Source organism: Rothia sp. ND6WE1A, assembly GCF_001683935.1.
GTDB lineage: Bacteria > Actinomycetota > Actinomycetes > Actinomycetales > Micrococcaceae > Rothia > Rothia amarae.
The window spans coordinates 1-11,629 of record NZ_LXTU01000041.1; the positions used below are offsets into that span (position 1 = coordinate 1).

Below are 11,629 nucleotides of genomic sequence, written 5' to 3' on the forward strand. Positions count from 1 at the left end.
GTACACTTCGGCCTTAGGTCCGACTCCGTTATAGCGTCCAATGAGCGCTTGAATATCCGCTGGCTTCATGGAGAGACTAGGTCTGGGAACACCAATATCGTTCGCATCCCAAAAATGCAAATATGCAGTACATTTAATATTAAAATCAATATCATCTTTTAATTTAAACCAAACAGTTCTTAAGTCTTTTACTGGATCGAACAAATTACCGTTTATTATTTTCTTAGATACACAATAATTCCACCCAGATATTGCTGAAGATGCAAAAATTTGTCCCCATCCGGTTGACGACTCACTTTTGGCACCCACGATGACTGCATCGTCAGCTGCGATATCAGTAGGATTCCACTTACGTGACTCCCAAAGAACCGGGGCTTGTATCAAGGCCTTTCTGATACCCAGCTCTCGAGCTAGATTTGTAATTAAAATATCCTTTGAGAGGATGCGGTTAAAGGCCATGGTGGTAGTCACTCCATCTAAAGTAGCCCAATCTCTGTCTGTCCAACCATCACCCCCAGTTTCAGGCACTCCAATGGATACTAGATATTTTTGTAAATCTTTTAGTAGCGCATCTTTATATAGTTTTTCGTTAAAGAAAACATCAAGTTTTGATGAAACAGAAGTTTGGTTATAGGTATTTTGCCCAATATCTCGACCTGAAGAGATATTCTTATCAATCTCAATCAAAGAGTCACCAGTTCCAACACTTACTGTATCAATCTGATCGAAAGCCCAGTTAGTGGGTAAAGGGTACCCTAAGTTACCGGAGAATCCACTTGACATATCACACACAAAGCTAGTCGAAGAGAGCCCTTCATCGAAAACTCGTTGGCAGACATTCCTGGCACCATATATGCCCACCTTGTAACCCGAACTTGAAAGAAGCGCATTATTGAGTGCTCGGAAATACGGAAGAACATTAGAGGTGACTTCACCGTCTAAAGCATCATAATCAACCGAGAAGTAGATTATCGTTCCGTCTTTGAAACCAAACTTCTTAGCCCAGAAAGTTGCATCTTCAGCATCCTGAGCACCCTGAGCAGGGGTGAAATAGTCTACAGAGTTATTAAAGGTCTGATAGATGGGGAAACATCTCAAACCATTTGATGCAATCGTAGCGAGTTCCCCAGGTTGTATCTGCTTTTCTAAGAGATTCTTTGTAGAAGGATTATAGAGATAGCGCCCTACATATCTATACCCTGCCGCATATAAAGCTTTAGCTCTGGCATCAGTAATTTTAGTAACGCCATCACAAGCAGAACCTGCTCTGCTCTGATCTCCATAGGAAACAAGCAAAGAGCTCCATGTGGCAAAATCAGCCTTACCCGTTGCGGGAAGCTTAGCGAATGTCTGGAATGCACTAACAGCTGTTGAGACCTCTGCTGTAAAAGATCCAAACGCTACACTTCGTTTATTGAGAATCATCGCTGCTGTGAACAGCTGAGCCCAGATACCAGTGCTGCCCACTTGAAGTACGTGACTTTTGAGAGAACTTTGGGTACCAGGGCCGAATACACCATTTGCTACCCCATCAGCCATTCCAGCCTCATATTGAATGGCGAACAGCATGCATTGCGCTACGGTTCGGGAGTGATAGCCTTCTGCCGGAATGATTTGAAAATCTCTTCTTTTAATATATCGTCCGTTCAACCACTGTTGAATTTGACGGATAGAAGGATTTCCCCCGGAGATTAAGACATAAGGATCCATGTTAAGTAACCCTTTAAATACTTTAGGCTCTATTCCTGATCCTGGCAGAGCGCTGGAGACACCCATGTCCTTCTTTAATTGAGTCACTGAAGCTTGGACGGTGGGGTTATACGTCCCGTCGATTTTTCCTCCGTCGTAACCTTTGCAGTAAAGACCTGATTGGATAATTTTGAGGATATTTTCGGGGTTTTTGTACTTGCATTGATAACGGGAAACTTTGTTTGCAAAGTAGAAAGGGTCGTTGGGCCGAAGCCGTCGGATAAATTTGTGATTCCTAGTTCGTGTTGTCGTGCTCTCGTGAGAGCGTACATGACGGTCCAGCTGGTGTTTCCGTTTTCTGGTACAGCTGCGATTCCGAGCGTAGCGCCCTTGTTATAGGTGGAATTGATGAATTGTTGTGCTTTTAGTACCATTAGGTCGCTCATTGAGCCTCCAGATTTTTAGATTGATTAGAGTTAACGATACGTGGTGTAGGTCGTATGCGAGCTGATCTGAGATGATTAGTAGCTTAAACTTGTCGCACGTTGTCTGGGGATCAAATATATTGTGCTGAATTCGTATAGAAACGTTTATCAAAAACGAACGATTTCGACACAGGCAGTACCGAAGGGCGCTGGTTTGCCACGCATCACCGTCAAGCCGACGTTCGACCCTCGTTGCAACAGTTCAGCAGCTGCTGTATAGTTCAGTGTATGCTGACTATTGCTTCGCGCTTGGACGTGATGAACCGATTGGGTCGAGCGATGGCCGATCCCACCCGATCCCGTATTCTCCTGACCCTGCTGGGCGGCCCGGCCTACCCGGCCGCTCTCGCCCGGGAGTTGGGACTGACGCGGTCAAATGTGTCGAACCACCTCACTTGCCTACGGGACTGCGGAATTGTGGTCGCCGAACCTCAGGGGCGGAAGACCCGCTACGAGATCGTTGACGCCCATCTTGTCCAGGCGTTGAACTCACTGCTAGATACCACTCTGGCTGCCGACGAGAATGCCCCGTGTATTGATTCGGCATGTGACGTGCCCGGGTGCGCCACCGGAGAGGGGAACAGGTAAGTGGTAACTGGTCTCCTGGGGGCGGTTGGTCTGTTTATCGCCACCAATATCGACGACATCATCGTGCTCTCGCTGTTCTTCGCCCGTGGGGCCGGCCAAGCAGGGACCACACTTCGGATCCTGGCCGGGCAGTACCTTGGTTTCGCGGGCATCCTCGCAGCCACGATTCTGGTCACCCTAGGGGCGGATGCCTTCCTGCCCACCGAGGCGATCCCCTACTTCGGGCTAATCCCCCTGACCCTGGGGCTGTGGGCGGCCTGGCAAGCCTGGCGGGGAGACGATGACGACGACGATGACGCGAAAGTCAGCGGAAAGAACGTAAGCGTCTTGACCGTCGCCGGGGTGACCTTTGCCAACGGTGGCGACAATATCGGCGTCTATGTCCCGGTTTTTCTCAACGTGGATACCGCCACCGTTATCGTCTACTGCGTCGTCTTTCTGGTCCTGGTGGCGGGCCTGGTCCTGTTGGCGAAGTTCGTGGCCACCCGTCCGCCCATCGCGGAGATTCTCGAACGCTGGGAGCATGTGTTGTTCCCTATCGTCTTGATCGGCCTGGGTATCTTCATCCTCGTCAGCGGCGGCGCCTTCGGCCTTTAATAAACTCATCCCCCGTGCTGCTAGGGCCTCTCTAGGTTTCCTTACCGGCATCAACTGAACCGCCCATGAAGTTGTGAAAAGCCGCTGCCGCAGGGACTCGACCACGTTAGCGCGACAGAAATTCTAAAACTACCCTATTGGGGTGTACACGCTGCTACAGCTTGAGGAGCATCTGACCGGTCGAGTGTGTGGACGACAATGACATCGCCTTCACGGGCCTGATCCAGTGCCTTGTGCAGTCCGGGGCGGTTGGTGGTGGATCCGGATTTCTTATCAACGTAAATGTATTTGCTGGCAATACCTTCCTGGCGCAGAGCGTCGATTTGTCGGTCAAGGTCCTGTTTCGCGGTCGACACCCGGGCGTAGCCAACCTTTTCGCCAGACACACCCTCGGGCTGTTCGGAAATATCTAGAGGCAGCGACACATCTGTTCGTTTATCCATAAACCCACCCTAGCGAACAGGCGTTTTTGTAGTTCACAATATGTTCGTTTGGGGTGTTGTCAGAGTCAAAAGTCGTTGGCACAGATTCCGAGAGTCATCCTGTCGCAATGCCCGGTTATGTGGACTTCGAGGGGTCCTTCTGCCGCGTAGGTAATACCCCAGTTTCTTTGCGCAGCGCCCGGTAGACGGTGGTGCGACTAACTCCCAGAATTTCGCCGATCTGAGCGACAGTCATGTCTTTTTGTTCGTAGAGTTTCCGTGCGGTGCGCAACTTATCCCCGGACAAGGAGGGCGGCCTGCCGCCGGTTCGGCCTCAAGCCCGGGCAGCCTCAAGCCCGGCGTTGGTCCGCTCCCGGATCAGGTCACGCTCAAACTCTGCCAGTGAGGCGAAGATGTGGAAGATAAGTCGCCCGCCGGAGGAGGAAGTGTCGATGTTTTCCTGCAGCGACCGAAACTCCACTCCCCGCTCTTGGAGGCCGGCGAGTTCATCAATCAGATGCCTAATTGACCGGTCCAATCTATCCAGGCGCCAGGCCACCAACGTGTCACCGGGGCGAAGTTGATCGAGCAACTTGTCGAGTTCAGGACGCGACTCCAACAATCCGGAGGCGGTGTCGGTGAAAATCCGGTAGCAGCCGGCCGCAGTGAGAGCGTCGTGTTGGAGTCGGGCGTCCTGGTCGCCGGTGGAGACCCGGGCGTAGCCGAAATCATGTCCCATACTCAAAAACGTATCAGAACCCGTGCGGAGGTCAGTGAATGGGCACATATAATACGGCACTGTGTTGTGATACAAAAGTGTAGCGCGCCCACCTTTACGTATGGGACTATTTCGGAAACCGGGTTTTTGTGTCAGAAACGAAGCTTAAACGGTCGTTTGTGACACATTGAGCGACGGTGCTCAAAAGTAGGCTCATGGAGCTAACTTTATGTGTCAAAAGTCTATTTCAATAATAGATTGATTCACAACCTATAAGACGCGGGCGGGTGAGGCTATGAGGAAAAGCCCGGCGGGACAACCCCCGGGCACATCTACTAGCCAGTGACCATCACGATGGTCGCCGAGAAGAGCGGAAAAGGCCGCCTGGGAGTCAAAGCGCGGCAGACACAACCAATCAATGCTGCCCTGCCGGCAGACCAGGGCGGCCGTGTGAGTATCGGACAATAATGCGTAGTCCTCCAAGGGTCTGGACACAGGAGCTTTCCCCTTTCCTCAGTGGTGCGACCAGAGGGAGAAGAAACATCCACCCCGGTGCACCCGCTGCGGTGACAACGACCCATCGCCCGCAGCAGGTGGCAATCGTCACGGTTATCCCTCTTTTTCAGATTCCAGTCCTCGGGATCAGAAAAAGACGGGCACCTGTCATAGGTCAGTGAGCATCTGCTGCATCTGAGCGATCTCGACCTCCTGGTCGTTGATAACTTGTTCGGCCAGGGTGATCGCATGGGGATTCTGGCCGTCAGCAACCTCGTCACGGGCCATGTCCACCGCACCTTCGTGGTGGGCGGTCATCTGCTCCAGGTAGAGGCGGGCAGCCTCGGTGCCCTGGGCTTCCTCAAGGGCTGTCATGTCCTCCTGGCTCATCATCCCGCTCATGCCACCCATCTCGCCGTGATCCATGCCACCCATCTCGCCGTGATCCATGCCCCCAGAGTCGGTGACCGGCTGCTGCCCCCAGGCCTCGAGCATGGCGTTCATCCGATCAATCTCCGGTCCCTGGGCGTCAATAACCCCCTGGGCAAACTCCACGACCTGGGCGGGGATACCCTCCTTGGCCAGGAGCATCTCACTCATCTCCACGGCCTGCTGGTGATGGGGGATCATCATCTGGGCAAACATGATGTCCGCGTCGTTGTGATCGGCGGAGATCTCCCCGTCCGCCTCAGTCGTCGCCGTGGTGGCCGAGGTCGTCTCAGGGGTAGTCGTCGCAGTGCTGGTGGCCGAGGTGGTGGCGTCGGTGTTGCCTGACTCGGTGGCCTCACCGCAGGCGGCCAGCGCCAGGGTGGAGGCCACGGCGAGAGTGGAAAGAACAAGGGTGCGCTTCATGGTGGAGCCTTTCAGGGTCATATGGGGGCAGTGGAGAGAAGTGGTGGATCAGTGGACGGCGGTGGATGCCGGAGTAGGCGTGGCGTGTTCCTCTTTCGACTCGGTCGGAGCCAGGTGAGCCGGGTCCAGATCAATGCGGCGTAACAGCTGGGCGTTCAGGGCCACCACGATGGTCGAGGCAGACATCAAGATCGCGCCCACGGCCGGGGACAGCACGAACCCGATCGAGGCAAGCATTCCGGCGGCCAACGGCACGGCGAGGATGTTGTAGCCAGAGGCCCAGATCAGGTTCTGGATCATCTTGCGGTAGCTGGCCTGGGACAGCTCAATCATCGACAGCACTGCCCGCGGGTCATCACTGGCTAGGACCACCCCGGCAGATTCCATGGCCACATCCGTGCCGGCACCGATGGCGATACCGACGTCCGCGCGGGTCAGAGCGGGGGCGTCATTGACACCGTCACCGACCATGGCCACGCTCAAACCCCGGTCCTGCAGCTGCGTGACCTTGGTGTCTTTGTCCTGGGGCAGGACCTCGGCGAAGACCTCATCAATGCCTAGGTCCTGACCGACGGCGTGGGCCACCTGCTGCGCGTCGCCGGTGATCATCGCGACCTTCACCCCGCGGTCCTGCAGGGCTTTCACGGCGGCGCGGGATTCGGGGCGGATCTTGTCCCCGACGGCCACCGCACCGATGATCTGACCGTCGCGGACAATATGGAGCACACCGGCCCCACGCTCGGTCCAGGCGCTGGTGGTGTCGGTGAGCTCGGCCGGGGTGGTGAGGTTGAACTCGCGCAGCATGTTCGGCCCGCCCACGAGGATCTCAGCGCCATCGACAGTGGCCCGGACCCCCCGGCCGGAGGCGGCGCTGAAACCAGTTGCACGGATTTGCCGACGGGAGGCCTCGGGATGGGCGGCCGCGGCCGCCACGATGGCGCGGGCCACGGGGTGCTCACTGTCGGCCTCCGCGGCGGCGGCCAGGGCCAGCAGCTCGCCCTCGGTGACGCCGACAGCTGCCGCGACACCGGTGACCGCGTGCGCACCCTCGGTCAGGGTGCCGGTTTTGTCGAAGAGCACCACGTCGATGGTGCGCATCCGCTCGAGCGCCATCCGGTCCTTGATGAGCACCCCGGATTTCGCGGCCCGCTCGCTGGAGATCGCAATGACCAGCGGAATCGCCAGGCCCAGGGCATGCGGGCAGGCGATGACCAGCACCGTGACCGTGCGCACCACGGCATCGTCCGGGCTGCCGATAATGGTCCACACCACCGCGGTGATCAGAGCGGAGATCAGCGCGAACCAGAACAACAACGCCGCCGCCCGATCCGCCAGGGCCTGGGCCCGGGAGGAGGACTCCTGGGCGTCAGCAACCATGCGTTGGATCCCAGCCAGGGCGGTGTCCCCGCCGGTAGCCTCCACCCGGATGCGGACGGTGTTGTCGGTGGCCACGGTACCGGCGACCACCTTGTCACCGGTGTCGCGGAAGACGGGACGGGATTCGCCGGTGATCATTGCCTCATCGAATTCGGCGGCTCCGTCGAGGATGATTCCGTCGGCCGGCACCCGGGCACCGGCCCTCACCAGCACGACGTCGTCGACGACCAGCTCGGAGATGGCCACGGTGCGGGTGGTCCCGTCGATGACTTTCTCGGCCTCATCCGGCAGCAGGGCAGCCAGCGCATCAAGCGCGGAGGACGCGGCCCCGAGAGCGGACATCTCCAGCCAGTGGCCCAGCAGCATGATGGTCACCAGCAGGGCCAGCTCCCACCAGAAGTCCAGCTCAAAACCGCCCAGCCCCAGAGTGGTGACCCAGGAGGCGACAAACGCCACGGTGATGGCCATGGCGATCAGGAGCATCATCCCGGGTTGGCGGGATTTCAGTTCTTTCCATCCGCCCTTGAGGAAAGGCGTTCCGCCGTAGACGAAGATAATCGTGCCCAGCACCGGGGGGATCCAGGTGGATCCGGGGAATGCCGGGAGGTGGTAGCCGAGCAGGTGGGCGACCATGGGGCTGAAAATAACGACGGGAATGGACAGAATCAGCGACCACCAGAAGCGGTCCCGAAACATTGCGGTGCTGTGTCCGGCGTGTTCGCCGTGACCATGAACGTGGTGGTCGTCGTCCAGGGCAGAGTGCGGGTGATCGTGGGGCATCGCCTGGCCGTGGGTGTCGGCATCTGCGTGGTGTTCGTGGCTGGCATGATCCGGGTGTTGGGTGTGGTCTGTTTCCGGAGCGGGGTGATCACCATGGTGATCACCGGAATGGTGGGGAGTGCTCATGACGTTCCTTTCGCTCAACCCGGTCGGGGTCGAGATGATGGGTAAAACTGATCAGGATAAGACGGTGTAGCCGGTCTCCTCGATAGCCCGGCGAACCATCTCCGGAGGTACGACACCGGTGACCGTGACGGTGGAAACACCACCAGCAGCGAGATCAACCTGGACGTCGTCGACCTGGGGAAGGGCCTGAAGGGCCTGGGTCACGCTTTTCGCGCAGTGCCCGCAGCTCAGGCCGGTGACCTGGTAGCTAGAGGAGGACCCTCCTGCTGACGAGTCGCTGGCGGCAGGGATGGAGGCGGTGTCGGCACGTGAGGCAGGTCCGCAACAGCTGCAGCCGTGGGAGGCCATCGGCAAGAGGCGGGGCGGGGAGGTGATCATGGGAAAGCTCCTACGGGTCGGTGGGATGCGGCGATGCTACTCTCTAGCATATACCCCAGGGGGGTATATTTGGAAGGGATGAAGGGCACGGCCCTCACGCGGGGCAGGGTGCGGTCACCGAGCAGCCTCCTCACTGTCGGGAGGGGACAGCGGGAGGCGGAGGGTAAACACCGCTCCGCGACCGGGTCCGGGGGAGGTGGCGGTGAGAGTGCCGCCGTGGGCCTCGATCAATGCCTTGGAGATGGTCAGACCGATCCCGGCCCCGCCGTTGTCCCGGCTGCGGGCGGCATCCCCCCGGTAGAAGCGTTCGAAGATGTGTCCAAGCTGGCCAGGTGGGATGCCCTCGCCGTCATCGGCAACGTGGATGAGCGCGGTGGACGCCCCCTGTCGGTGGACGCTGATCCGGACCTGCCCACCGGCCGGGGTGTGCCGTAGCGCGTTCGACAGGAGATTGCTCATCACCTGGCCGAAGCGTTGCCGGTCCACGAGCACCCGGGCGGTGTCCGTAATGGTCTCGACCTGTAAATCGACGCCTTTGTCAGCATAAGCTTCCCCCGCGGCAGCAGCGGCGGTATGGAGCAGATCCCCGAGCCCTTCCTCCGCCAGGTCCAAATCGATCCGGTGTTCCTGGGCCCGGGAGACATCGTCGATGTCTTCCATCAACCGGGTCAGGCGGGCGAGTTGATCAGCCATGATCGTGTGGATGGCATTATTCCAGTCCACAACCCCGTCCTGGAGACCATCGAGGTAGACCGTGAGCACCGATAAGGGGGTGCCCATTTCGTGGGCCAGATCAGAGAGCATCTGGCGGCGGACCTGTTCGATGTGTTCCAGCCGGTCGGCCATGGTGTTGAAGGCATGCGCCAGGGTGGTGACCTCGGGGCCTGCTTCTCCGGCGGGCACGCGGATACGGTAGTTGCCGGCCGTCAGGCTGGTAGCGGCGCGGGTGAGATCCTGCAGGGGGGTGCGCAGGCGACGCGATAACCACAGGCTGGCCAGCAGGGCGCTGATCAAGGCGGTAGGCAGGGCGACGGCCAGGGTGATCAGGTTGGCGTCCCGGTAGGCCTGCTCGGCATGGAACAGCTCCAGCGAGGGGTCCTCCTGGCCGGTCATCAACATATGATCATGGAACAGGGTCGGGCCCACCATCGTGGCCACGGCCGCGGCCACCAGCAGGCTAATCACCACGACCAACACCTGGGCGGCCAGGAAGCGGAAGGTCAGGCCGGGTCCGTGATTCATGGCTGCCCCACCCGGTAGCCCACGCCACGCACGGTGTCGATAAACCCCCGGCCCCGGGTGTCGGTGCCGAGCTTGCGACGCAAGTTGCCGATGTGGACATCGACGATGCGTTCATCACCGACCCAGGTGGTGTCCCAGACCTCGGTGACCAGGTCGTGGCGGGTCAGCACCTGGCCGGGGCGCAGAGCCAGGGCAAGCAGCAGCTCGAACTCCGTGCGGGTGAGCTCTACGGTCGTCTCCCCCACCCGCACCTGATGGGCGACGGGGTCAAGAATGAGGTCACCAACGATCAAGGGGGTGGTCACCTGCGGTGGGGTGGTGCTGGTGCGCGGGCGGCGCAGCACCGCATGCACCCGGGTCACCAGTTCCCGGATGCTAAAAGGTTTGGTGATGTAGTCATCCGCCCCCAGGGTCAAACCGCTGATCTTGTCGTCCTCGCTGCCACGCGCGGTGAGCATGAGGATGTAGCAGTCCGAGAAGGTGCGGATCCGTCGGCACACCTCCAGGCCGTCGAGTTCGGGTAGCCCCAGATCCAGCACCACAACATCGGGGGAAAAGTGACGGGCCTCGTCCAAGGCCTGGGTGCCGGTGTGCGCCTGGCGGGTATCGAAGCCGGCCCGGATGAGGTAGGAGGCCACCATCTGAGCCAGGGGTTGTTCATCATCGACGACCAGCACCCGCCCCGGGGGCGTGGCGGTGGTCGGTGTGTAGTCAGCCATAGACCCCAGTATCGCTCCGGCCAGGGGGGAATACCACCCTCGCTCAGTGCCCGGCGGGGAAATCTTCATCAAATCTTCAAACATCACCCTTCGACCGCCGTCACCCCTGTGCCCCACCCCGGGCCGGCGGCATCGCCTCCACTGGTCGGTTCAGCAGGCGCCACCAGGGATTTCACTGCCTGCACCGCATACCCGGGGCGGGTAGAAGGACATCGCCCACGGCTGTGGGGTGGTGACCCGGTGGTGACCCAGCCCACCGAATTCACCCCCTTTTCGCCCTGTCATAGTGCTGTGAGCAGGGTTTTTGGTTTCTAGTCCGTCAGGCACCCGTGTTAGATATAAGGTATGGCATCGACCTTGAGGCGGTGTCTTCTCACGGTCTTACCACGATCCAAGGAGATTGACGTGAAACGAGCAGCGATCGCAGCCGCCGCCCTTGCCCTCGCCCTCACGGGGTGTTCGGCCGCCGACCCGGAACCCACCGCCGACGGGACGGTGTCCCAGGATACATTCCTGACTACCCATGGCCTGGGCGCCATGGACGCGGTGGAGATCATTAATCACCTCGACCGGCAGAAGGTCACTGAGCGTCCCACAGATCTGATCGCCTCAGTGCGTGCCGATGAACTGCTGCCCTCGAGCGATGACCAGGAAGTCGTGGTCGATCTTCCCGACAATCAGACGTATGTCTCGATCGCACCCTATCTCACCTCCACCCACGACTGCTTCTACCACAGCCTCACGACCTGCCTGGGGGAACTCGACAATGAGGATATCCAGGTCACGATCACTGATGAGGCGACCGGTGAGGTGCTGGTGGACGAGGCGACAACCACCTTCGACAATGGGTTTATTGGCTTCTGGCTTCCTGATGATACCACCGGCCTGATTGAGGTCAGCTACCAGGGGCGTACCGGCACCACGGAGTTTTCCACCACCGACGACGGTGCCACCTGTGTCACAGACCTGCGCCTGACGTGATGGCTCAGCAGGGTCCTCACCTGCGCCTGTCTTCCGTATCACTGAAATCTTGCACCAAGAAAGGTTAAATCATGACAAACGCATCTTCCCGACGACAGTTTCTGCTCGGCGGGCTCGTCCTCGCCGGCACCGGGGCCCTTACCGCCTGCACCAGCAACCCTGGACCCGCTGCCTCGGCAT

11 protein-coding genes and 2 pseudogenes are annotated in these 11,629 nt (G+C 58.9%); 4 read left to right on the plus strand and 9 right to left on the minus strand.

The features are described 5' to 3' along the window. A partial coding sequence (locus tag A7E48_RS05460) for a glycoside hydrolase domain-containing protein (RefSeq protein WP_068170526.1) occupies positions 1-1,776 on the minus strand: 1,776 nt, incomplete at its 3' end. Positions 1,777-2,402: 626 nt separating this feature from the next. Between A7E48_RS05460 and A7E48_RS05470 the strand changes: the two genes are divergently transcribed. After that, entirely contained in the window at positions 2,403-2,762 is a 360-nt protein-coding gene (locus A7E48_RS05470) for a helix-turn-helix transcriptional regulator (protein WP_068170529.1), read from the plus strand. Further along, on the plus strand, positions 2,763-3,359 hold the full coding sequence (locus tag A7E48_RS05475; RefSeq protein ID WP_068170532.1) for a cadmium resistance transporter: 597 nt from the start codon (positions 2,763-2,765) through the stop codon (positions 3,357-3,359). It begins immediately after the preceding gene. 134 nt (positions 3,360-3,493) lie between these two features. On the opposite strand, the gene A7E48_RS05480 is transcribed toward A7E48_RS05475, so the two are convergent. The 8 genes and pseudogenes from A7E48_RS05480 to A7E48_RS05510 all read right to left on the minus strand — a co-directional run bounded on the left by A7E48_RS05480 (position 3,494) and on the right by A7E48_RS05510 (position 10,468). Continuing rightward, entirely contained in the window at positions 3,494-3,802 is a 309-nt protein-coding gene (locus A7E48_RS05480; RefSeq protein ID WP_068170535.1) for a recombinase family protein, read from the minus strand. A gap of 115 nt (positions 3,803-3,917) precedes the next feature. Beyond that, positions 3,918-4,520: pseudogene (locus A7E48_RS05485) on the minus strand (recombinase family protein). A gap of 303 nt (positions 4,521-4,823) precedes the next feature. After that, positions 4,824-4,994: pseudogene (locus A7E48_RS11365) on the minus strand (trehalase-like domain-containing protein); the annotation flags it as partial. 168 nt (positions 4,995-5,162) lie between these two features. Next, entirely contained in the window at positions 5,163-5,846 is a 684-nt protein-coding gene (locus tag A7E48_RS05490) for a DUF305 domain-containing protein (RefSeq protein WP_068170538.1), read from the minus strand. A gap of 48 nt (positions 5,847-5,894) precedes the next feature. Next, positions 5,895-8,129, minus strand: a complete 2,235-nt coding sequence (locus A7E48_RS05495; protein ID WP_068170542.1) for a copper-translocating P-type ATPase — start codon at positions 8,127-8,129, stop codon at positions 5,895-5,897. Positions 8,130-8,180: 51 nt separating this feature from the next. Next, a complete protein-coding gene (locus A7E48_RS05500) occupies positions 8,181-8,507 on the minus strand; it encodes a heavy-metal-associated domain-containing protein (RefSeq protein ID WP_068170546.1) in 327 nt (108 codons plus the stop codon). A 114-nt stretch (positions 8,508-8,621) separates the two neighbouring features. Continuing rightward, positions 8,622-9,749 (minus strand): cell wall metabolism sensor histidine kinase WalK, encoded by a 1,128-nt coding sequence (locus A7E48_RS05505; RefSeq protein ID WP_068170549.1) that lies wholly within the window; start codon positions 9,747-9,749, stop codon positions 8,622-8,624. After that, positions 9,746-10,468, minus strand: a complete 723-nt coding sequence (locus A7E48_RS05510) for a response regulator transcription factor (protein ID WP_141669382.1) — start codon at positions 10,466-10,468, stop codon at positions 9,746-9,748. Before A7E48_RS05510 ends, A7E48_RS05505 begins: the two co-directional genes overlap by 4 nt. A gap of 405 nt (positions 10,469-10,873) precedes the next feature. On the opposite strand from A7E48_RS05510, the gene A7E48_RS05515 reads away from it, so the two are divergent. Next, a complete protein-coding gene (locus tag A7E48_RS05515) occupies positions 10,874-11,449 on the plus strand; it encodes a CueP family metal-binding protein (protein ID WP_068170555.1) in 576 nt (191 codons plus the stop codon). A gap of 71 nt (positions 11,450-11,520) precedes the next feature. Next, positions 11,521-11,629: twin-arginine translocation signal domain-containing protein (locus A7E48_RS10770; RefSeq protein ID WP_141669383.1), on the plus strand; the 109-nt coding region annotated here is incomplete at its 3' end.

Coding starts and splice junctions, on each gene's coding strand:
- A7E48_RS05470 (WP_068170529.1), top strand. CDS start 2,403: ATGCTGACTATTGCTTCGCGCTTGGACGTGATGAACCGATTGGGTCGA.
- A7E48_RS05480 (WP_068170535.1), bottom strand. CDS start 3,802: ATGGATAAACGAACAGATGTGTCGCTGCCTCTAGATATTTCCGAACAG.
- A7E48_RS05490 (WP_068170538.1), bottom strand. CDS start 5,846: ATGAAGCGCACCCTTGTTCTTTCCACTCTCGCCGTGGCCTCCACCCTG.
- A7E48_RS05495 (WP_068170542.1), bottom strand. CDS start 8,129: ATGAGCACTCCCCACCATTCCGGTGATCACCATGGTGATCACCCCGCT.
- A7E48_RS05500 (WP_068170546.1), bottom strand. CDS start 8,507: ATGATCACCTCCCCGCCCCGCCTCTTGCCGATGGCCTCCCACGGCTGC.
- A7E48_RS05505 (WP_068170549.1), bottom strand. CDS start 9,749: ATGAATCACGGACCCGGCCTGACCTTCCGCTTCCTGGCCGCCCAGGTG.
- A7E48_RS05510 (WP_141669382.1), bottom strand. CDS start 10,468: ATGGCTGACTACACACCGACCACCGCCACGCCCCCGGGGCGGGTGCTG.